Consider the following 22,350-nt stretch of genomic DNA (forward strand, 5'->3'; position numbering starts at 1 on the left):
TATACTCGTTGGAGGATGGACATCGCGCGCAGCGTGGTGCCGTCACGGCACCGTCATTGCAGAAGGGATCCGCCGGACGCGGCCCGGCGGGCAGGCATCAGGTTCGATCGCCATCGATCGGGAGAGATCTAGCCATCATGCACCTACCCGAGACGGCAGCCCGTATCGTATCCTGCGACGTCTTCGACACGCTGCTCCTGCGCGATCACCGGTCCGAGCGCTGCCGCTTCCACGAGATCGCGGCCGTCGCGTCGCAGCTGCTCGCGGCGGAGCACGGCGTGGCGCGCCGTCCGGGCGCGATCTACGCCGCGCGCCTGGAGGTGCAGCGAGCGGCCTACCGGGCGCTCGACTTGGCTAATCCCTCGGGCGACGTGCGCTTCTCCGACATGCTCGCGGCCATGACGCGCGTCCTCGGCCTCGATGATCGGGCCGCGGATATTCTGTATCGGGCCGAGATCACGGTCGAACGCGCTCAGTTGCGCGCGAACACCCGGCTGATGACGTGGCTGAGGGGCCGGGCGCGGGCCGGAGGCAGGATCATCGCGGTGAGCGATACGTACCACCGCGGCGAGACGATCGCGCATCTGCTGAACGCGCTGGCTCCCGACCATCCCATCGCGCGCATCTACACCAGTGCCGACCACGACGCGACCAAGCGGACACGGGCGCTCTTCGATGTCGTTCTCCGGAGCGAGAAAGTGCCCCCGGCCGAGATCCTCCACCTCGGCGACGACACGCTGGCGGACGTGACGATGGCCGCCGCCGCGGGCCTGAGGACGGCACAACTGCTCCGGCCGCGCCACGTGGTGCTGCGTCGCCGCCTCGATGCCGTCCGCGCTCGCGTGATGCACCGGCACTGGATCGGTGCCGCCCGCAGCGGGGCCAGGAGGATCGGGCCGTGAGCGCGACCGACGCCGCACGCGGCCCCGCGGGCGACGACGCGGTCGCGTTCGGCCAGCGCGTGCTGGGCCCGATCCTCGCCGAGTTCTGCCTGCGCCTCTGGCTCGCGGAACGCTTCCTCGCGCCGGACAGGACCGTCCTCCTGTTCTGCGCCCGGGGTGGCCTGCGCCTGCAACTCGTCTACGAGCGCTTCCTCCAGCGAACCGGCTTGCCACAGAACCTCCCGCGCGCGGCCCTGATGGTCTCGCGCCTCGTGGCCGCCCGCACCGCCTTCGATCCGCCGAGCCCCGGCATGCTCTCCGAACTCGGTCGGGAGTTCAGCGGCCGGTCGATGGCGGAGATCGCGGCGGCGCTGGCGCAACGCGACGATCTGGCCCTTCCGGCGTCCTGGGATGAGCCCTTCGAGGAGGGGGCTTTCACCGCGCTGCTGTCCGGCAACCAGCCCGGCGTGGCCCGCCTTCACGCCGCGGTCGCCCAACAGGATGCCCGCTTCCGCACGCATCTCGAGGCCTGCGCCGGCCCGGCGCGCCACTGCGTGCTGGTCGATACCGGGCTCTACGGCAGCACGGTCCGCATGCTTCAGGAGGGCCTGCCGGAGCGGACGTGGTCAGGGCTCCAGCTCGCCCGCTGCAACTACAAGCGCCTCGCCACACCGCATTTCCGCCGCACGTTCGGCCTGAGTGTCGAGAGCGACTGGTACAAGCCCTGGGACGCGCGCACGTCGGTGCTGCGCTTCTGGCACCTGATCGAGGCCTGCCTGGAACCGGACCTGCCGAGCGTCCGCACCTTCGCCCAGGCCGTCCCGGGATCGCCGCCGCGGGCCAATCTTCAGGACGACGGCTGGGAGGCGCGGATCGCATCGACGCGGCCGGACCTCTTCACCGGCGTTCTGGCCCACATCGACGATCTTCGCTCCGAGAGCGTCGCGGCGATCCCGGACGACGCGGCGCGGGGTTGGGCGGCCCTGAAGAAGGCAATCATCTGGCCGGATGACCGGACCGTCTCGACCTTGAGTCTCGGCGGCAGATCCCGCGATTTCGGACGCGTCGAGCTGAGCGCGCAGTACGCCACACCGCGGCCGGCCCGACCCGCGCAGCAGATCCGCGACAGTCTCTGGCGCGAGGGCGCGCTTCTCCGCTTCTTCCCGCGGGCCGGCCGGTTCCTGCTTCCCATGATCGAGGCCGTCTACGCCGGTCGCGCCCTTCGAAGGGAGGCCACGTCCCGTCTCGTCCGCCGCCGCGAGCCCGCGCCCGAGGCGCGCGCGGAGCCGCCCCTGTGGCGCCGGCAGGCCTCTGGCGCGAACTGAGGTCTCTCCGTGTCGTCGAATGCAGCGTTCGGGCCTCGGCTACTGAACTTGGATTTTCCTGTCGAGAATCAGAATGCTGCCTATAAAATAATTAGCGTCCCGGATTTTTGCCTCTATTACGTACGCGAATTCTGCGCACGCGCGGGGTCATGCGCGATCCCGGTTCCTGGGATCGCGGGTCCGACCGCGCCGCTCACGCGAAAGGTGGAACACTCTTGTTCTCGTATTCGATCCGCGAATCGGGGCTCCGACAGGAGTAGAGCGACAGCATGACGGCAGTCGGATCGTTCGGAATCAACGGTCGGTTCCTCACCCAGCCGATGACCGGGGTTCAGCGCTACGCGATGAACGTCACCCGGGCGCTGAGCGCGGCCCTGACCGCTCGTGGCGAGAGCGCCCCCTTGCTGTCCGTGCCGGATGCGGAGGATCCCCGTCTCGCAGGCACGCCGCTCCGCACCGTCGGACCGGCGGGTGGGCATGCCTGGGAGCAATTCGTCCTGCCGCGCGCCTGGTCCGGCCGATTGCTCAACCTCTGCAACACCGCCCCCGCGCTGAAGGCCGATCAGGTCGTCTGCATCCACGACGCGAACGTGTTCAACGCGCCGGAGAGCTACAGCGTGTCGTTCCGGACCTTCTACAGGACGCTCCAGCCGCTTCTGGCGCGCCGTGCCGCGCGGATCGCCACCGTCTCGAGCTTCTCGGCCGGACAGATCGCCAACCATCTCTCGGTGAGAGCCTCCGACATCGTCGTGCTCCCGAACGGGCACGAGCACGTGCACGCCTGGGATCCGCGACAGGCCGTCCGGGCGCCGGCGGCCCTGGACCGGGACGCCGACGGCCTGGAGCGCCCCTTCGTGCTGGCCCTCGGGTCCCGCGCCCGCCACAAGAACCTCGATCTGCTGCTCAAACTGGCGCCCGCCTTGGGCGAACTCGGGCTCGACCTCGTGGTGGCGGGCGGCCAGGCGACCATCTACGCCGCCGAGGACCTGCGGCGCGGCGAGAATGTCCGCCACCTCGGCTTCGTCACCGACCACGACCTCGCCTACCTGATGGAGCGCGCCCTGTGCCTGGCCTTCCCCTCCCTCACGGAGGGATTCGGGCTTCCGGCGCTGGAGGCGATGGCACGCGGCTGCCCCGTCGTCTCGACCGACCGCGCGAGTTTGCCGGAGATCTGCGGGTCGGCGGCCCTGCTCGCTCCGCCGGACCGGCCGGAACGCTGGCTCGACCAGATCCGCGCCCTGGCCGCGAGCCCGGACCTGCGATCGGACCTGATCGGCCGCGGTCGCGATCAGGCCGCCCTCTTCTCGTGGGAGGCTTCGGCGCAGGGCTACCTCGATCTCATGCGGGCGCCGAAGGTGCGGCCGACCGCGCGCCCCGCCGCGCGCCCTGCCGCGCGATCCGCGGCACCGCCATCTCCGCCCAGCATCGCCGTCGCCATCGCGACGCTGGGCCGTCCCGAGGTGGTGACCGGCACGCTGCGGCGGATCCTGGATCGGCAGACCCTGAAGCCCGCCGCCATCCTGATCTCCTGCGTCACCCCGGACGATGCCGGCGAGGCGGCCGCGTGGCCCGGCGTGACGGTGGTCACGGGGCGTCCCGGCCTCGCCACTCAGAGAAATGCCGCCCTCGCCGCGCTGCCGGAGGCGATCGATATCGTGGTCTTCTTCGACGATGACTTCGTCCCCGAGGCCGGCTGGCTCGCGGCAGCCGCGCAGCGCTTCGAAGACGAGCCGGACATCGTCGGCCTGACGGGCGACGTCGTCGCGGACGGCATCAAGGGGCCCGGACTGCGCTTCACCGAGGTCGACCGGATGCTCGCCGCGCTGGCTCCGGTCGAGCCGGCGGCGCCCGTCGAGGCCTTCAGCCCGTACGGCTGCAACATGGCGTTCCGTCGCTCGGCCATCGGCACGCTGCGCTTCGACGAGCGGCTCGTCCTGTACGGCTGGCTCGAGGACCGCGATTTCGGCGCGGCCCTGGCGGCCCGAGGCGGCCGGCTCGTCAAATGCATGGAGGCCCGCGGCGTCCATATGGGCGTGAAAGGCGGTCGCATCTCCGGCGATCGGCTCGGCTATTCGCAGATTGTCAACCCGCTATACATGCTGCGCAAGGGCACGATGACCCTGTCGCAAGTCTTCGGCCAGATTACCCGCAACGTTCTCAGCAACGTGACGCGCTTCGCGGCCCCCGAGCCGTTCATCGACCGGCGCGGCCGGCTGCGCGGCAATCTGCGCGGCGCCGCGGACGTGCTCCTGGGACGGCTGGAGCCCGAGCGGGCCCTGAAGATCCGACGGAAAGTGTGAGATGAACATCCACAACACCAACCGGATCCCGCCGGACCAGTCCCAATCGGTCTCCCATTCTCCGGAGACGACCTCCATCGGCGTGCAGGACGGCCCGCTGGCCGTCATCTCGGCGGCCCTCAAGGCGGCCCGCCGGCACAAACTGGCGGTGGCCGTCTGGGTGGTATTCTGCATCGGCTGCGCGGCGCTCTACACGGTGACCGCGACCCCCTTCTACACGGCGACCGCTGTGCTGCTGCTCGAGCCGCGGCGCCCGGTGGGCTCGGGCTCCTCCGATGGCGCCCTGATGCCGAGCCTCGATGTGGGCCGGGCCGAGAGTGAGCTCCAGGTCCTCCGCTCGGAACGGCTGCTGGCGAACGTGTTCAACAGTCTCCAGCTGGCGAACAATCCGGAATTCGGTCCTCCGGAAGCCGAGAGCCCGAAGGAGCCGGGCCCGGGCGCGTCCGAATTGTCGGGGCTGCGGACCGCCCCACCGTCGACGGCAGCCATCCTGCAGCAGAGGAAGTTCGAGAACTTCGCCGAGCGATTTACCGTCAGGCGGGTCGGACAGTCGTACGTTGTCGAGGTCTCGTACACGTCCAGAGACCCGAACCTGGCGCGGCGCGTCGCGAACGCGGCCGTCTCGGCCTATCTCCTGCAATCCATCGCTGCCAAGGCCGATGCGGCCAAGAACGGTGCCGAGTTCCTCCAGGGTCGCGTCAATGCCCTCGCCTCCCAGGCGCGGTCCGCCGCGGCGGCCGTCACCGAGGGCACGCTGCCGGACGCGCCGACGCCCGATGCCGACGCGCGGGTGATCGGCGCGGCGCTGCAGCCCCTCAAACCCTCGGCCCCGCGGAAGACCCTGATCCTCGGCCTCGGCGCGATGATCGGCCTCGTCGGCGGCTTCCTGGCCGTGGCGCTGCTGCAGGCCTTCGACCGCCGGATCCGGACGCCGCAGGATCTCGTCCAGAGGGCCGGCATCCCCTGCCTCGCCGTGATGCCCGAGGTCCTGCGCAAGACGGCCGAGGGGCGCCGCGAGACCGTGGATCTGCGCAACGTCAACGCGCCGTGGTTCCTCAACGTCAAATTCTCCACGGGCGTCCGCGACCTTCGGACGTCGATCCAGCTGGCCCTCTCCGCGCGCGGCCACGATTCCGACTGTGTCATCGCCCTGGTCGGCTGCACCCCGCGCACCGGCACGACCCTGATCGGCCTGAGCTTGGCGCGCCTGCTGCAGGAAGGTGGCCGGACCGCCCGGCTGATCGACACGAATATCCACGGCGCCGGAACCTTCTTCCTGACCCCGGACTCCAAGGCCGGGGTCGGCGCGAGTCTCGCCGACATGATCATCAATCCGAGCCATCTGGCCCTCGCCAAGTTCGTGGATTTCGGGGGCGTCTCGGTCCTGCCGTCGCGGTCGCCGTACACGGCGGTCGGCACCGGCATCTCCCTCAGCTCCTCGATCTTCCAGAGCGTCATCGACCAGATGCGCCGGGGGGGCTACGTCATCCTCGACCTGCCGCCGCTCTCCGTCTCGGCCGAGTCCCGGGTCGCGGCCCGTCGAGCGGATGTCGTGGTGATCGTCGCCGAGGCCGGGCGGACGACCGTCGACGAACTGTCGGACGCGGTGAACGGCCTGATCGGTGCCGGCGCGAACGTGATCGGCGCCGTCCTCAATCGCGCGTGAGTCGGACTCCGGCATCGTCGACGGGCCCGCGCCCGGATCGCCGGAGCTTCGAACGGAAGGAGTTGGTTGGGATGGCGGCCGGAGATCGTGAGAAGGTCCAGATCCTCTATCTACAGCCGGGGTCTTCCGTCTTCGCCGGCATCGAGCGAGTGGTCGACACGATCGGCGGGGAACTCGCGCAGAAGTGCGGCACCGAGTTCGCCGTCGACGTGCTGCGAGTCACGCAGCACGCGAACTACCCGGCGGAACCGCGGCCTTACAGAAGCGTCTTCCGGCCGGTCACATCGCGCCTGCACCTCCTGCGGATCTTCAGGGATGTCAGCAAAGGAGGCCGCTACGATCTGATCATCGTTCCGCAGATCGAGCCGACCGTCATCTTCTGGCTCGCCCGGTTGGGCATCCCGCAGCGGATCACGATGCACCTGCACGGCAACCCGCGGCGCGAATCAGCCAGCCTGAAATCGAAGGTCAAGTTCTTCCTCCTGAAGCATTACATCCTCCCGCGGATCGCTTCCGTTTTCGGCACGTCGCCGCGGCAGCTCCGGGCGTTCGAGGCCGATTTCAACTGCAGACGGCCAATGTACTGGGTTCCCAACCCGGTCAGGCACTTCGAAGCGTCGGACGCCGACATCCGGCCCGACCCCGCCGTCATCACCTTCGTGAATGTCGGACGCTACGCCTTCCAGAAGGGTCAGGACCTTCTGGTGCGCGCGTTCGCGCGATTGTACGAGCGGCGCAGGAACGTGCGGCTCAACTTGGTCGGCCACGGATCCGACAAAGCGGCGCTGGCGGACCAGATTCAGGCGCTCGGCCTGTCCGAGGTCGTTCGGCTCGTCCACTACCCGGACAACCCGCAACGGGCGCTCTTCGCGAGTGATGTCTTCGTCGCGACGTCTCGATGGGAGGGCTGGTCGCTGGCGATCTGCGAAGCCCTCCGGTGCGGACTGCCCGTCATATCCACCGATTGCGAATTCGGCCCCAGCGACATCCTGGTCGACCGACGTCTCGGGCGCCTGATCCCACCCGACGACGAGGAGGCGCTCATAGAATCCATGGAGTATTACTGCGACAATATAATCCTGGAGAGATCGTTTTCGGAATTCAGGAAGCTTCACATCGACCAGTACAGTGCCGAGAGGATCGTGCACATTCACGCCGACGCGATTCGGCAATCGGCATGCTGAACCTCGGCCAGCCCCCGGTCGCGCAGCGGCCCGGCCCATCCTCCACCTCGACCCTAGAGCGCTCTCCGCCGAAGTGGATACCGGTTCGGCGTGAGAGAGCGCGTCAAGACAAAGGTTTAGAGCCGTGCCCGATTGCAACGCGATCGGGCACGGCTCTAAGTCGTCGCGCGCGCCGCGGAAGCAGCATCGACGCGGCGGCCCGCCGAGCGCGTCAGGGTTCGCAGCCGCGATGCGCCGGCCGGCCGGTACGGGGCGATAGGCGCGCGTCGCACGGGAGAGCCGCACCACCGGCCGACAACGTCCGGACCGCGCCGCGGAGCGTCATGGATCGCCGTCCTCACGACCGCGCGCAACCGTCGCGCCCGCTCGTCGACGGATCTATCGCTGGTCCATATCCGCGTCGTGCCCGAAGAATCACTGACGATCCGGCGTCATGGCAAGTGGACACTGAGCATATTCATGCCTCCTCAACGCGTCGATCGTCCACGTCCGCGCTTCAGCAATAAGTGCGCGACGGTAGTCTCGATGGAATGAGCCCGGGAGCCGCCCACCGTGATCCAACTGCGTGCCGCACGTGAAATCGAGGGTCTTCTGGATGCGGCTTGCGATGTCTGCATTGTCGGGACGGGCCCGGCCGGGAGCACCTTGGCGCGCGAGCTGTCCGGCGGCGGCCTGAGGGTCGTGCTGCTGGAGAGCGGCGGCCTCGACCGGATGGAGAGCGCGGACGCGCTGGACGCCATCGTGAATGTCGGCCGGCCGCGCGCGACCCAGTGGGCCGTCCGGAACCGGATCGTGGGTGGTAGCTCGCACACGTGGGGCGGCCGGTGCGCCCCTTTCGACACGATCGACTTCGAGCAGCGTGCCTGGGTCCCGGAGAGTGGGTGGCCGTTCCAGCGCGACGCACTCGATCCTTATCTCGAGCGGACGGCCAAGTATCTCGGGCTCGCCTACGGCAACCATTTCAGCGACGCGCGCTTCTGGGACCTGTTCGGTTCGCAGCCGGGCTGGTCCGAGCCGGATCCTCGGATGCTCCTGCCCTTCTTCTGGCAGTTCAGCCGCGACGACGCGGAATCCTATCCGTTCGAGTACACGCGCTTCGGGCGGAAACTGGACGAGAAGTTGGGCCCGAACGTCACGTTGATCAGCGGCGCGACCGTCGTCGCGATCGACGTGAACGGGACGGGCGACAAGGTACAGGGCGTCCAAGTCGCGGCGCCCGACGGCGCGATCGTCAAGCTGCCGGCCCGCCATGTCGTCCTGTGTGCCGGCGGGATCGAGAATGCGCGGCTCCTCCTCGCCTCCGATCATCAGGTCCCGGGCGGCCTCGGCAACAGGTTCGACCGCGTGGGTCGCTACCTGATGGATCACCTGCGCGGGCCGGTCGCGCATTTCGACCCTCACCGATCGCGCGCGCTGCAGCGGCGGTTCGGCCGCTACACCATCGAGGATCGGCTGTTCCGGGGCGGGCTCCGCCTGAGCCCGGACGTCCAGCGAAGCCGCCAGCTCCTGAACAGCGCGGTCTGGCTCGGGGAGACGCTCGCCCCCGACGACCCGGGCGACGCGATCCGGAGGATCCTGGTCGGCAAGCCGCGGGCGAAGGACATCCTGACGCTGACGTCGAACCTGCCGCTGCTCCTGCGCGGCTGCTGGGACCATTTCATCGCGCGCAACGGCTTTCCGCGGAAGCTCTCCGAGCTGAGCCTCGAATGCATGGTCGAGCAGCGGCCGGATCCCGAGAGCCGGGTCATGCTCTCCGATCAGCGGGATCACCTGGGCAGCCGGCTGCCCCTGATCGACTGGCGCAGTCACGAAGATGAAGGCCGCACGATGCGCGAGACGGCGCGGCTCGTCGCCTCCGAGTTCGCCCGCCTGGGCCTGCCCGTGCCCGAGCTGGCAGACTGGGTGCGCGAAGAGGCGCCGATCCCGCTCAGCTTCGTCGATGTCGCCCACCCGACCGGCACCACCCGCATGTCCGACGATGCCGCCAGGGGCGTCGTCGATGCGCGCGGCCAGGTTCACGGGATCGACGGCCTGTTCGTCACGGGAAGTTCGGTGTTCCCGACAGGAGGCCACTGCAATCCCACGCAGATGATCGTCGCTCTGGCGATCCGCCTCGCCGACCTGCTGAAGGTCCGGGAGCAGCGCGACACCGTGGTCTCCGACCTCCGAACGTCTCCGCCCGTCCCGGGCGATCTCCGCGTCCTCGTGACGGGGGCGACGGGGCGGATCGGCCGCATCCTGGTGGAGGACCTGCAGGAACGCGGCTACGCGGTCAGGGCCGTCACGTCCCAGCCCCTGACCGAGGCGCAGCCGCGCACGGGTCGGGTCGAGTGGCGGACCTTCGACTTCACGGCGGATCAGGATTACGCCGGCCTCGTCCACGGCTGCGCGGCCGTCATGCATCTCGCCGCCGAGCTCGGGAAGCAGGACCGGATGCAGGCCATCAATGTCGAGGCGACGCGGCGACTGGCCGAAGCCGCCGAGCGGGACGGCGTCCGGGCCTTCTGCTACATGAGCACCGTCTCCGTGTATGGCAGCGGCCGCGCGCGCACCGTGACGGAGACGGCGCCGGTTCTCACCAGCAGCGTCGACGTCAAATCCGAATACTGGGCCCTGGACTACGTTCGCGCCTACGGTCGAACGAAGCTCGCCGGCGAAGAGGCCATCAGGCGGATCGCCTCGACCCTTCCCTACGTGATCCTGCGCCCGACGGTGGTCGTCGATCTCCATAATCTCATCGGCTTGCGCGACTGGAGCCTCTCGAAGCGCCTCTTCGCAGCGCATCGGCCCTCCCATCACGTCTACGTCCGGGACGTCACGGACGCGGCGATCTGGACGATGACGCGGTCCCTGACCGGGGCTTGGCCGGCGGGCGAGGTCCAGGTCTTCAATCTCTCCGATCAAGAGGCGCGCGATGCGCGGATCGGCGACTTCATGCGGCGGGCGTTCACGATAAGCCGCGATCCCCGCTTCCGGGTCATCCCGATGCCGGCCCTCGTCGACTGGCTCCACGATTTCCTGCGCAACCGGACGCTGCCCTTGCGCAATCCTCTCTGGAGGATGCGGTTCCCCAACGATCGTCTGCGGCAGGCCGGGTATCGACACCGCTACGGAATGGCCAGGGCCCGCGCCATGGCGCTGGACATCCTGCGAGCGGAAACACGGGAGCGAAACCGGTCCTGAAAGCCGTCAGCCTCACCACAGCGGCGCGCCGCCGGGCACCGGCACGTCCCAGCTCATGGCGTCGCCGCGAAAGGAAGGTTCGTGCCGCGAAGTTCTCTCTCACTTGCCACGCCGGAACTCGGAGCTTGAGCCATGACGAAACCTCGCTGGGTACGCCGCGATCTGCTGAAATCGTGCTTCCGGGATCTACCGATCTGCGCGGCCGCGTCCCTGCTGCCGACCAGCGGCTCGAGCGCGGCGATCGACGCCTCCGTGGATCCGACGCAGGGCCGCACGCTCGTCTTCGATGAGCCCTTCGCGGAGATCAACGGACGGATCTGGAATGGCGGACCGAAGGCCACGACAGGGCCGTCCGGTTTCTACGGCCGTTCCGCCTTCGCTCCCCTTGCCGGGGCGGAAGGCTTCAAACCCTACGAGATCGTCGCGGATGCGGAGGCCACGGGCGGCACGGCCCTCCAGATTTCCGCGAAATACATCGGACGCAAGATGAGCGTCGTGAATTACTATGGAAACAACACATCCGACTATCAGTGGATTTCCGGAAATTTGCAGACCGGCAGCCGCAGCGGTGTCGTATCGGTCGGCTGGCGCCAAGGCTATCTCGAAGCGCGGATGAGATTTCCGCGGCATCCGCTCACGTGGCCGGCCTTCTGGCTTCTCAACCGGGATGGCATCACCAATGCTAAACGGAGCATAGAGGTTGATATCGTCGAGCACAAGGGTTTCGAGCCGAAGCTCTACGGCGCGTACTTGCACGAATGGGGGCAGCCCGGTGAGCACAACGAAGGCACCGGCGTTCCCACGCCCGTCGACATGACCGAACAGTACTGCCGGTACGGCGTGCTGATCCAGGACGGTCAATGCATTCCTTATTTTGAGCGCAAGCCAATTATCAATCCTAAGACGAACCAGCTCAATATCTGGACACTCACCCGCGCGTCGGAGATGGAACAAGCCGGCGACGTCTTCTGGCCGCTCCTCACATTGGCGTTGCGGACGGATGTCCCGGCCCCTCAACTGACCGAAGCGCAGAAGCTCACCCATATGCGCGTCGATTACTTTCGCGTGTACGCGTAGCCTCGGACGCCGCGCCGACGAATCCGTGAGGGCGGCGAGGCTCGCGCCCGCGACCTGTTCTCATCGCGGACGGCACACCAAGCGCGTCGCTCCGAATCTGACCTGACCGGCTGGCTTTGGACCGGGCTGATTGAGAGGGTCAGTTGGGGCCGAAGGCGTCGGACATGCGGCGAGGTCAGAAGACGAGCGGGGAGCAGGTGGTGCTGAGGCTGCGCCAGATCGAACGCTGGCCGAGCGCTACGGCATCGACCTGAAATCCGTGGCGAAGTGGAAGACGCGCACGTCCGTCCTCGATCAGCGTACTGGGCCGAAGGAGCGGCATTCGACCGTGCTGTCGGTCGAGCTGCGAGGCTGTCAGCAAAGCCTGGGCCGCAGAATCAGAGCACTTCAGGCTCGACCCGCTCCACCAAGGCCGGGACCAAACACGCTCTCGTCGCGAGTTCAGAGACTGCGTGGGTTGGTCGTCCGACAGTCGTCAGCGGGAAAGGGCATTGCCCGGGCATCCGCTAAGCACTTGATTTGAATGGCGCGCCCGAAAGGATTCGAACCTCTGACCCCCAGATTCGTAGGCTGACCCGGTCGACTGGAATCGTTGGTGTTTTCTGCAAAACGGCGTCGAAACGGGCCACAAGATATCAAGGGGTTAGAGAGGGTTCTACAAACCGCAAACTGTCGCTGGAGCGTGCCGAAAATGAAAACGCCGTCGCGGGGGTGAAGGCCCGCAACGGCGCTGTTTCGAACGGCTCCGACCAAAGAACCAGCCAGAGAGATAGGGTGGGTAGCCCCGCTCTGACAAGCGCCTTGGTCGCCATTCTGGATCGCGACGGATCGGTCCGTGGAGTCTTCACGGACCGCTCAGCGGCACGTGCCTACCTACGGGGAGGTGCCGCGTGAGCGTCAGCTTCGCCGACAAGATGCGGCTGTTCCGAGCCATCATGGCGGACCCGTCATTGCCGGCGCTCGCGAAGAACGTCGGAGCCGTGCTGCTCCTCCACTTCCACAACGCCAGCACCGGCCGCTGCAACCCGCCTTACGAGCAGCTCGGCGAAGCCTGCGGAGTGAAGAAGCGGGCCACCATCCTAGCCGTCCAGGATCTCGAAGCGGCCGAGTGGGTGAGGGTAGAGCGGCGGGGCCATCGGCGGCCCAACGTCTTCCACCTCGCCTTTTCGCGTGTGGCTGAGGTGCACACTAATGCACCCCAGGACACCAATTTTGAGGTGCACGCCCATGCACCTCAGAACGGTCCTGGGGTGCACGGATCGGTAATTATGGGTGCACAGGCGTGCACCCTAACAGAGAAGAACAACCCACCGGCTTCGCCGGTGGGGGGAGATGACCCCTCCCACGGGCCCGGTGGGCCCGGGTTTGTGGAGTTCTGGCGCGCCTTCCCAAAGCGCACGCGGCACGGCGACGCGAAGGTCGCGTTTCAGACAGTGGTCGCCTCGGGCAAGGTTACGGCCACCGACTTGGTGGCCGCGGCGGCACGCTACGCCGCGGACCGAGCCGGGCAGGAAGTCCGCTTCGCCAAGAACCCGGTCGACTGGCTGAACGGCGAGCACTGGCTCGACGAGCCTGCGCCGCCACGCGCGGCCGGCGGCCGCCGATCCGAACCCTTCTCCTTCATGGACTACGCACGGCAGACCCAAGGGAGGTCGCGCGCATGACCGACGTCACACACCTGCACCCCGGCGCGAATCCGCTGACCGATCGGGTTGGAGCAGCGCTGCCGACTCTCAATGACCTGATTGCAGCCAACCGGCAGGTGGCGAGCTACGCCGCCGCCCAGGATCGCGCCCGCAACCTGCCGGATCTGCCGAAGCCCCACGCCTTGGTGGCTGGACCAGCCCAGCATTGGCGAGAGCGAGCCTTGGGGCAGCGTCGGCAGCTTCTAAGCACCCAGGCTGCCGAAAAGGCGGCCACGGCCGTCAGAGCCGCGTTCTCTGGACCTCCGCATCCGGACGTCATCTCGATGCTGGTGGCCCAGCTGCTGGATTGCTTCCAGACGGACAAGCTGAACAATCCGCGCGTGTTCTTCGAGGCGCTCGTGTTCGACCTTGGAGACATGGGCTTTGCGAACGCCACGATCGCTGCGGCATGCGGCGAGCTGCGTCGGACCTCAAAATTCCGCCCATCGATCGCCGAGGTGGTAGAGCGCTGCCATGAGAAGCGCGCCTACGCCAAGGGCGTGCACGCCGGGCACCATCTGTACCGCGAGCGCCTTAAGGCGGTGCATCTGACGCTGCACCACACCGGCGGCGACCCGGACCCGCAGGAGGCGGCAGCGTACTCGCCGTGCCCGGAGGAGCCGCTGATCGTGGCCGAGTACGCCAAGGGCTCAACCAACGAGTGGTGGTACGACCTCGACTTGAACACCGACCTGATGTTCCGTGTGGAGGACGAGACCGACGAGGAATGGCGCGCCCGGTTCCGTCGGATGAAGGCCGAGGCCGCAGCGGATCCTGCGGCCCTGCGTCTGCGGATCGAGGGCGCCCGTGGTGCCCAGGTTGGTCGGCACCTCGCCTGGACCTATCACAAGCGGTCCGGCTTGGGTCGCCGACAGGATGCGATCAAGGAGCTCGAGCGCTTATCCCTCGCGCGCCACCCCGGCCGCGAGCCCGATGATCTGTACTGGGCGTGGCTCGCAGAAGCCGACAAGGCCTTCCGTAGGCGCTTCGCTGAGTTCGAGCCCAACTACAGCGTAGAAGAGGCCCGCCGGTACGAGCGCGATGCATGCGAGCGGTCCGAGCGCGAGGCGCGGCTGAAGCAGTATCGGGGGCGAGCATGACTCCTGCCGAGCGCGCCGCTTGTGTCGCCGCCCTAGAAGCCGCCGACCAGGCCGCTAAGACCCTTCGTGCAGTGCTCGGCGCCAGCGAGCGTACCTCTACCGAGCTGGTGCCCTTGGCTGTGGCCTGTCGCGTCTGGGGCGTCTCGAAGGAGACCGGACTGAAGCGGGCTCAGCGGGGTCTCGGTCGCAAGATCGCCGGCCGATGGCACGTGCCCGTCTGTTCTGTGGCAGATGGGCAACACCGTAGGGACCCTGCCACCTCGATCGGGATACGGGCTGTAGAGGCGCGGCCCCTTCCTAGCGCCAGGGTCGCAAAACCCGGCAACAGGCAACAGGCAACAGGGGTGGCAACACATGCCGACCGAGACGAAGGCTGACTTTGCGCGGCGGCACGATGTGCATCGGGCAACGGTGACGAAGTGGGAGGCCAAGGGGCTCCTGGTCCTGACGGCCGACGGCCTCGTGGATGTCGAGGCGACCGAGTGGAACCTCGACCAGCGGCCTGAGACGTACCGGGGCGGCAAGGCGCATCGGCCAATCCGCAAGGCGCCCGAGGAAGAGCCCGACCCGCGGGAGCGCGTCGAGAGCAAAGGCAGGCGCGAGCCGCCGGCCGAGCCCGCCCCCGGACGACAACAGATCCCGATGCGCCCCGGTGATCCCGATCGGTCCGACGACTACGACGCGGACGCGCACGACCTGCCGACCGCGCAGGCCATTCGTCGGAAGGAGAACTTCCTCGGCCTCTATCGTCGCCAGGAGGTCCTGAAGAACGACAAGCGCCTCGTGGATCGGGCAATGGCCGAGGCGCTGTTCTTCGACAAGGCTCGAGAGTTCCGCGACGCCCTGATGGCGTGGCCGGCCCGTGTAGCCATCGAGATGGCCGACGAGATCCGGGTGGACCCAGGCACCGGCAAGGTCGATTTCCGCTCGCTGACGATGGTGTTGAGCGCCTATGTGCATAAGCTGCTCAGCGAGATGGGTGAGCCGGAGCAGCCTGAGTGGAAGGCGGGGCAATGACCGGCGGGACGATCTCTTTCGCCGAGGCGCGGCGGCGCCTGGACGAAGCACACGCCGCCGAGATGAAGCGCGGGCTCGAACTCATCGAGGGAATCGTTCGGCAGGTCGCCGAGGCGCAGGGCATCACCGTCGAGGATGCGCGGACACTGATGGCGCCGAAGATCGCCGAGCAGATCGCCGCCATGAATGAGCTGCACCGGCTGGCCGTGATCGACTTGGAGGTGCTCGCCGAGGAAGGCCCCAATCCTCGCGATATGTAGACCAGGCGATATAGCGATCTAGCGGGATGGGTGTCTGGGCGAGGAATCCTCGCCGACTGCCCTCGATGTCCGGTTTGCCTTGTCCGTTGTCCGGTTTTGTCCACTCCCGCAGGCCGCGCGCCCGGGGGACACTGCCGGCATGTTCGACGCGATCACCTTCCCTGACCGCCTCACCGTCGCCGTCCCGGCCCAACTTGCCGAGGCCGTGCGCACCGTCGCCGCGGCCCGCGGTCTGACCGGCGCCGATTACGTCCGTGGGGCCGTGCAGGCTCGGCTGATGCTCGACGGCGCCAATTTCGATCGCCTGCCGGACCTCAAGCGCGTCGCCACCCGCCGCGGGCCGTCCCGCGCCCTCTGATCGGAGATCTCATGCCCCGCACCTCGACCGCCACCGCCAAATCGGAGCAGACGCCGGAGGCGCAGCTCGCCGGCCTCACCCTCACCCGCGAGAACCTGAAGGCCCGCCAGTCCGCCGTCGCGGTCGAGGTCGAGGCCGCCCTCGCCGCGCGCCGCAGGGCCCTCATCGAGGGGGCATCCGCCGCCGAGGCCGCCGAGGCCGAGCGTGCCTGCCGCGAGATCGAGGGGACGGCCTTCGGCATCACCGATGCCCTGGCCGAACTGGACCGGCGCATCCTCGCCACCGAGGAGCGGATCGAGGCGGACCGCACCGCCGCCCGGGTCGAGGCCGTCGCGGCCGAGCTGGAGAGGGACAGCGTCGCCATCGACGCCGCCGCTGAGAAGGTCCGCCGAGCCGTCGAGGTCCTGGCCAAGGCCAGCGAGGCCTTCGCCGCCGCCATCACGCCCACCGCCGCGCCACTCTTCACCAAGCGCGACATGCACGGCGTGCGCGACGGCGAGCCGCCCGAGCGGGTCGCGGCCTTTCTGGTCGGGCACATGATCGCCGGCGCCTTGCCGCTGATCGAGGTCTCCGAGGCCGGCCGGCACGAGCAGTATGGCTATGTGAGCGCCCGACCCATTGAGGCCACGGCCGGCGACGATCCGGCGAAGGCGCTCCTCACCGGCCCGATGCGGGCTCAGGCGGCGGCCGTGCGCGGCGGCGAGGCCCCGCCGACCCTCGCGCAGTACCACCGCCCCGAGCCGAATTTCGAGCCGGATCGGGAGGAGATCGAGGTCTACGTGACCAGTCGGTTCTCCTACCTGAAGAAGACCGGCTACGTCCCGGAGATCGTGTCGATCCGTCAGCAGCACCTCCCGATCCCCGTCGCCGAGGCGGCGATCGAGCAGGGCGTGGCCGAGCGCAACATGCCGGCGAACTGGTCGAACGTCATGCGGGCCGCGCAGGCGCGGGCCGGCGACAGCTACAGCATCTTCGAGGTGCCGCCCCTCGGCTTCAACCTCGAGGAATGGCGCGCCGCGGAGACGAAGCGCCGCCGGGAGGCCTGGCTCGCCGAGCGGCAGCAGGCCGCCTGACCCGAGATCGCCGGGCGGCCCCTCCGACCGTCTGGTGAGGCGCCCGCGCTGCCGTTCGTGGTGGGGCGGGATACCGCGGGCGCCACCCCATCCTTCCCGATGAAGAACGTGAGGCTCATGGCCGAAATCACCCGCAGCGAAGCCGCCCAGATCGCCGAGCACTGCCATGCGTGCGGCGTTCCGCACCTGGCCGCCGGCTTCCTCGGAGAGGGGTTGTCGCTCGATGAGGTGAAGGCCCGCGTCAGCGCCGTGGCCGCGGTCAGACAGATGTCGACCATTGCGCGGTGGAAGGAGCCGAGCATCCCGGCCGACCTCGGCACCAACATGCTCGCCGAAGGCCACAGCGTGCCGGAGATCCGGGCCGAGCTGTTCGAGCGCATCGTGGCAGCCGAGGAGCAGACGTCGATTGCATCCCACGTGCCCGCCGCCAGCGGCAACGCCGGCCACGCGGCCTTTCAGGACTCGATGCGACGCACGTTGCAGGCCTCCGGCATCACCCCGGCGGATGAGGTCGAGGCATGATCGTCCGCACCGACACGGACCGGAAAGCAGCCGTCGACGCGCTGCAGGCCATGGTCGCGGATTGGCGCACCAGCACCATGCCCGCCGAGGAGCAGGCGAAGTTCGACGCCATCGCGGCGGGCATCGACGACTACGATGCCGAGGTGGCGGCCCGACCGGCTCCAGCGCCGCCTGAGCCTCCGCTGGCGCGCATCGAGCCGGAACACCCGCCACTCGCCGCCAAGTTCAAGGCGCTCCGGACAGTCAGCAGCGAAGCTGATCGCGCTGTAGCCCTCAGGGACCTTCAGGAGCTCGCCACGGACTACCGCGCCCGCTCGATGCCCTTCGAAGCACAGTTCGCCTTCGACATGCTGGATCGGGCGATCAGCGCCTTTGACGCGGAGCAAGTCGCAGCTCAGGAGGCCGGCCCCTCGATCCACGAGTCCAATCTGGCCTTTGCCGCAGCCTTCCGGGCGAAGCGATGACCCTTGCCGAGCTCCACGACCTCGACGCCGCGGACCGCGCGGAGGCCTATCGTCTTCGCCGGGACACCCGGATCGACGCGATCATGGGGGCGCCGGAGGCCGCCGCCGAGGAGCGCCGCCTCGTTGCCTTTGCCCTGGCCTTGCGCCTCGACATCTCGCCCGACGCGGCGGTGCTGTTGCTTCGCCTCGCGCCGGAGCTGCGCACGGTCGACGCGGTGTCCTCGTGGGTGGCTTTAATCCCGATCCTGCTCAACGAGGAGACACGGCATTGACCGACTCCCCCGCATCCGCGCCACAGGCCGAGGCGAGCCCGCCACCGGCCGAGACCTGGGACCACCTCGCTGTGGTCGTGCTGGCAGGCGATCAGGCCGTGTTCTCGATCGACGTAGCCGGCAACATCCAAGTGCCCGCCACATATGCGCTGCGTTCCGAGGTCGGGGTGGCCCTGGCTCGTGCAGCCGCCGTGCTCGCGGCCCAGCCCGAGCCTAACTCGTCGCAGCAGATCCTGAGCACGGTGTTCCGGCAGCTCGGCGAGATCGACACCGATGCGGCGCGCAAGGCCCTCACCGACCTCGAAGCCGCGGTGAACGGCCAGACGGCAGCGCTGGCGGCAGCGACCCTCGCCATGGAGGCCGCCACTGCCGAGATCGGCGCCTCGATCCCGACCGCCCCCGGAACGCACTGAGGAGCACCCGCCATGGCGTCCAAGACCATCGAGGCCAAGCTCCTCATCACAGCCGAGTCGCGGGTCGAGGCCGAGATGGCCAAGGTCGCCAAGGCGATTCAGCAAGGCCTCGACGTGACCAAGTACACGGCCGAGGCCGCCAAGCTGAGCCGCGCCTGGGAGCAGCAAGCCAAGGCGGCCAAGGCCGCGGCGGCCGTGATGGATGCCCGCAAGCCGCTCGAGGCGACGGTGCAGGGGATGCAGCGGGTCGGCGCGCAGGCGACGCGGCTGGCCCGCGAGTACGACGTGGCGAAGAAGGCGGCGGCCGAGTACGGCAAGTCTCAGGCATTCATCAAGGGGAGCGAGCAGGCGGCGCAGGCCGCGCGGCTCGCCGCCGAGGTTCGGCGCCTCGGTGATGCGCATCGGGCGGCCGTCAACGACACCAAGGCCCTGACGGCAGCCTTCAGCGCCGAGACGGCGGCGCTCAGGGCGGCCGAGAGTGCGGCCTCTCGCTATGGCGTGGACCTGTCCCGGGTCGAGCAGCAGCAGCGCACCCTGGCGCGGAGCACCGATCAGGCCGCCGCTGCCTTCCGGCGCCAGGTCGCCGCCGAGGACCTCGCGGCCAAGCGGGCCGTGGTCAATCAGGAGCGCACCGCAGCCCGCCGTGGCTTGGTCTCCGCCGGGGCCGTCGTGGCCGGCGGCAAGATCGATGCGACGGCCAAGGCGGCCGAGCACACCTACGCCGAGTTCGACATGGAGATCCGCCGGCAGGTTGCCATGGCGGGGCTCACGAAGGAGGAGCGGTCGAGCCGGATCAACCAGGCCGTGCGGCTCGGCGGCGCCTCGACCTTTAACGACATCCAGGTGCTGCACGCCCAGCGGACGCTCGCCGGCCGAGGCGTGCGCAAGGATCTGGTCGAGCCCTTCGTAGAGGAGATCCTGAACTACGCCCAGGCGATGAACGTCGAGCTCCCGAGCGCGGCCAAGACGCTCGAAGGCATCGTGTTCTCGACCAATCAGCACATCGAGGACGCGGCTACGGCCACGAAGGTCATGCGCCGCAACGTCGATCTGGCGGTGAAGACCGCGAAGGTCGGCGGGCTGGAGGACCACGACATCCAGGCCGCGTTCAAGATGGGCGGCGCGACCTCGACCGGCGCCGGGTTCTCGATCGAGACCATGGACACCATCTTCGCGCTCCTGCGGAAGTCCGGCTACTCCGGCGAGGAGGCCGGCACCGCGGCGCGCGGCATCTCCTCGAAGTTCATCGCCCCGTCCAAGCAAGGCCTGACCGCCCTCGACGCCATGGGCGTGAAGTACCAGAACTTCGTGCGCATGCCGGACGCGCTGAACGCCGACCGGCTCGGCAGCTCGGTGAAGCGCACGTTCGGCAAGGACATGTCGCCCCGGCAGATGCAGCGCCTGCAGGCGCTGATGAATGACCCTGACGCCCTGCTGGACCGGGACAAGTTCACGGCCAGCGCGACCGGGATCATCGGGCAGAGCTTCGACAAGAACAAGAAGGGGCAGCTCAAGGCGGCCGACGCCCACGCCATCGCAAAGACGGTCGGCGACTTCTACAAGATGGCGGCCGAGTCGGTGGACACCGAGGGCCTGCTCCGGGCCGTGATCAACGCCCACCCGACCCAGGCGCAGCTCAACGCCCTGGTGACCCGGGAGCACGGCGGCAAGCTGGGATCGATCGCCCAGAAGCCCGAGCTGTTCGACGAGTACCGCAAGAAGATCGCGGACACGCCCGAGGGGTTCGCCAAGTCGATCGGCGACGCGGTGATGGGCGGGTTCTACGGCGCGCAGAAGCGCATCGAGAACACCCGCCTCAACGTCGAGACCGCCATGGGTCGGTCGCTCGACAACAACGGCGAGGGCGGCGGCCTGCTGACCCGGGCGGCCACGGCCATCGCCGACTTCCAGCAGCACATCGCCGAGCTCGACCCCAAGATCGTCGCGCTGGGGACCTCGGTTACCGTGGCCGGCGGGAAGATCGCCGAGGCCGCCGGCACGCTTGGCCTGATGGGATCGGCCCTGGCGCTCACGAAGTCGGCGGCCTCGCTGGAACTGGCGGCCGCGAAGCTGGCGGTGAACGGTGGCGGCCTGCCGGACGCGGCGAGGAAGGGCGGCAAGCTGGCCGGGCTGGCGAAGGGGGCGCTGGGCATCACGGCGATCGGCGGCCTGGCCGAGCTCGCGAAGCAGTACGACACCCTGCAGATGCCCGAGTTCAGCAAGGAGGGCGTCGGGCGTGGCCTTCTCGGCGCCCTGGATCCGAACCTGCCCGACATGGTGCTGGGCAAGAAGGCGGACGAGGTCGGCAAGGACACCGGGACGAAAGTCGGGAAGGGCATCGCGGAGGGCGTGAAGGAGAAGGCCCCCGAGGTCGAGGCCGAGGGCAAGACGTTGTTCCAGCGGCTCAACGAGCAGTTCCGCCAGGGCATTTTCGTTCCGATCCACTTCATGCCGGGCGAGGGCATGGGCGGCGGTGCCGGCGGAGGTTCAGGCCTGATCCAGAAGGCCAGTTTCGGCGGCGGCGCTAGCGGCGGTGACCTGAGCGGCATGATTCGCCGGTCCGGCAGCGGCGACGGCAGCATCGGCAGCGGGATCGGTACGGGCGGCGGCGGTGGAGGCGGGCTGAGCGTTCGCGGCGGTGGGGGCAGCTCCGGCGGTGGCGGGTCGATACCCGGCATCCCAGCCTCGGTCGACATGACCGACGCCGAGCGGAACATGCTCGGCCTCATCCAGTTGCACGAGAGCCACGGCCGGAACACCCTGAACTACGTGGGCACCCGCCAGGGCCTCGACCCGATGACGGCCCGGGGCGCTACCGCGCAGGGCTACTTCCAGATCCTGAACTCGAACTGGCGGCGGCTCGCGCCCGGCCTCGGGATCAAGACGCGGAACGCCATGTCGTCCACCCTGGAGGAGCAGACGCGGGTCGCGCTGGCCCTGCTTCGAGCGAGCGGCGGCCGGCCGAAGGACTGGGCCCCCTTCAACCCGGCGCTCCGTGCGGCCATCCGCCGGGGCGATCGGGCGCCGTTGGGCGCCGGTGTCGCGAAGGATGCGGCTGCGCTCGAGCCCAAGCTGATCAGGGGGCTCGACGGCAAGGAAGGGCTCGACCTCGGCGACGGGACCATGCGGATGCCGGACGGGTCGATCCGGTCGATTACCCGCAGCGGCCTGGAGATCCCAGACGCTCCGGCGGGCGGCATCGGAAGCGGTGGCGGCCGAGGAATGTCGGAGCTCCGCGAGCATGTGGCCGAGCTGGGCCGGCACATCGAGAAGTTCGGCCAGTCCGGCTTCCACGGTCAGATCGAAGTGACGGGGCTACGGCAGGCAGGCCTGCGAGCCACCTCGCTCAAGGTGAGGAGCCGTGGTGGCCTCACCGCAGATATGGGGATCACGTGCCCTGGCGCGAAGGAAGACCTGAGCGACTGGAGTTGAGAGAGCGTGTCTGGCGATGCAAATCAGAAATCTTCTACGAAAGGGCGGATATTCGCCATATTCTTTCAGAAAAACGCAAATATCTCTTGACTAATGATCGCGTTGGCATCGTTCGTTGCGGCAGCCTATCGAGGAGAC

Annotated in this window: 18 protein-coding genes and 1 pseudogene; all 19 read left to right on the forward strand. The window is 68.5% G+C overall.

Annotation, left to right across the window (positions count from 1 at the left end; all coding sequences use genetic code 11):
- The first annotated feature begins 56 nt into the window (after nucleotides 1-56).
- The 19 genes and pseudogenes from H288_RS0103690 (at nucleotide 57) to H288_RS0103775 (ending at nucleotide 22,212) form a co-directional block, all read left to right on the forward strand.
- Nucleotides 57-902: a hydrolase gene (locus H288_RS0103690; RefSeq protein ID WP_245274464.1), complete on the forward strand. Its 846-nt coding sequence runs from the start codon at nucleotides 57-59 to the stop codon at nucleotides 900-902.
- Nucleotides 899-2,206 carry a glycosyl transferase gene (locus H288_RS0103695; protein ID WP_026604637.1) on the forward strand — a complete coding sequence of 436 codons (1,308 nt, stop codon included), beginning with the start codon at nucleotides 899-901 and terminating at the stop codon, nucleotides 2,204-2,206. The genes H288_RS0103690 and H288_RS0103695 overlap by 4 nt, the downstream gene beginning before the upstream one ends.
- 269 nt (nucleotides 2,207-2,475) lie before the next feature.
- Complete coding sequence (locus tag H288_RS0103700; protein ID WP_020091245.1) at nucleotides 2,476-4,506, forward strand: glycosyltransferase; 2,031 nt, start codon at nucleotides 2,476-2,478, stop codon at nucleotides 4,504-4,506.
- A 1-nt stretch (nucleotide 4,507) separates the two neighbouring features.
- Entirely contained in the window at nucleotides 4,508-6,172 is a 1,665-nt protein-coding gene (locus H288_RS0103705; protein WP_020091246.1) for a Wzz/FepE/Etk N-terminal domain-containing protein, read from the forward strand.
- A gap of 71 nt (nucleotides 6,173-6,243) precedes the next feature.
- The gene (locus H288_RS0103710; RefSeq protein ID WP_020091247.1) at nucleotides 6,244-7,356 is read left to right on the forward strand and encodes a glycosyltransferase; all 1,113 of its coding nucleotides are present in this window, start codon (nucleotides 6,244-6,246) and stop codon (nucleotides 7,354-7,356) included.
- A 552-nt stretch (nucleotides 7,357-7,908) separates the two neighbouring features.
- Nucleotides 7,909-10,539 (forward strand): FAD-dependent oxidoreductase, encoded by a 2,631-nt coding sequence (locus H288_RS0103715; protein ID WP_026604638.1) that lies wholly within the window; start codon nucleotides 7,909-7,911, stop codon nucleotides 10,537-10,539.
- Nucleotides 10,540-10,671: 132 nt separating this feature from the next.
- Entirely contained in the window at nucleotides 10,672-11,616 is a 945-nt protein-coding gene (locus H288_RS0103720) for a family 16 glycosylhydrolase (RefSeq protein WP_020091249.1), read from the forward strand.
- A 220-nt stretch (nucleotides 11,617-11,836) separates the two neighbouring features.
- Nucleotides 11,837-11,959, forward strand: a pseudogene (locus H288_RS35840) (IS481 family transposase); the annotation flags it as partial.
- A gap of 547 nt (nucleotides 11,960-12,506) precedes the next feature.
- Entirely contained in the window at nucleotides 12,507-13,280 is a 774-nt protein-coding gene (locus tag H288_RS0103725; RefSeq protein ID WP_020091250.1) for a hypothetical protein, read from the forward strand.
- Nucleotides 13,277-14,401, forward strand: coding sequence for a hypothetical protein (locus H288_RS0103730; RefSeq protein WP_158684193.1), 1,125 nt, complete (start codon nucleotides 13,277-13,279; stop codon nucleotides 14,399-14,401). The genes H288_RS0103725 and H288_RS0103730 overlap by 4 nt, the downstream gene beginning before the upstream one ends.
- A gap of 354 nt (nucleotides 14,402-14,755) precedes the next feature.
- Nucleotides 14,756-15,418, forward strand: a complete 663-nt coding sequence (locus H288_RS0103735; protein ID WP_026604639.1) for a hypothetical protein — start codon at nucleotides 14,756-14,758, stop codon at nucleotides 15,416-15,418.
- Complete coding sequence (locus H288_RS0103740) at nucleotides 15,415-15,678, forward strand: hypothetical protein (RefSeq protein ID WP_020091253.1); 264 nt, start codon at nucleotides 15,415-15,417, stop codon at nucleotides 15,676-15,678. The genes H288_RS0103735 and H288_RS0103740 overlap by 4 nt, the downstream gene beginning before the upstream one ends.
- Before the next feature lie 139 nt (nucleotides 15,679-15,817).
- Nucleotides 15,818-16,036: a hypothetical protein gene (locus tag H288_RS0103745; protein WP_020091254.1), complete on the forward strand. Its 219-nt coding sequence runs from the start codon at nucleotides 15,818-15,820 to the stop codon at nucleotides 16,034-16,036.
- Nucleotides 16,037-16,047: 11 nt separating this feature from the next.
- On the forward strand, nucleotides 16,048-17,109 hold the full coding sequence (locus tag H288_RS0103750) for a hypothetical protein (RefSeq protein WP_020091255.1): 1,062 nt from the start codon (nucleotides 16,048-16,050) through the stop codon (nucleotides 17,107-17,109).
- A 117-nt stretch (nucleotides 17,110-17,226) separates the two neighbouring features.
- Nucleotides 17,227-17,631, forward strand: coding sequence for a hypothetical protein (locus H288_RS32080; protein WP_158684194.1), 405 nt, complete (start codon nucleotides 17,227-17,229; stop codon nucleotides 17,629-17,631).
- The gene (locus H288_RS0103760) at nucleotides 17,628-18,095 is read left to right on the forward strand and encodes a hypothetical protein (protein ID WP_020091257.1); all 468 of its coding nucleotides are present in this window, start codon (nucleotides 17,628-17,630) and stop codon (nucleotides 18,093-18,095) included. Before H288_RS32080 ends, H288_RS0103760 begins: the two co-directional genes overlap by 4 nt.
- Nucleotides 18,092-18,367 (forward strand): hypothetical protein, encoded by a 276-nt coding sequence (locus H288_RS0103765; RefSeq protein WP_020091258.1) that lies wholly within the window; start codon nucleotides 18,092-18,094, stop codon nucleotides 18,365-18,367. The genes H288_RS0103760 and H288_RS0103765 overlap by 4 nt, the downstream gene beginning before the upstream one ends.
- The gene (locus H288_RS0103770) at nucleotides 18,364-18,780 is read left to right on the forward strand and encodes a hypothetical protein (protein WP_106735894.1); all 417 of its coding nucleotides are present in this window, start codon (nucleotides 18,364-18,366) and stop codon (nucleotides 18,778-18,780) included. Before H288_RS0103765 ends, H288_RS0103770 begins: the two co-directional genes overlap by 4 nt.
- A 12-nt stretch (nucleotides 18,781-18,792) precedes the next feature.
- Entirely contained in the window at nucleotides 18,793-22,212 is a 3,420-nt protein-coding gene (locus H288_RS0103775) for a phage tail tape measure protein (protein WP_020091260.1), read from the forward strand.
- Nucleotides 22,213-22,350: the final 138 nt, after the last annotated feature.

This window comes from Methylobacterium sp. 285MFTsu5.1 (assembly GCF_000383455.1).
Lineage (GTDB): Bacteria > Pseudomonadota > Alphaproteobacteria > Rhizobiales > Beijerinckiaceae > Methylobacterium.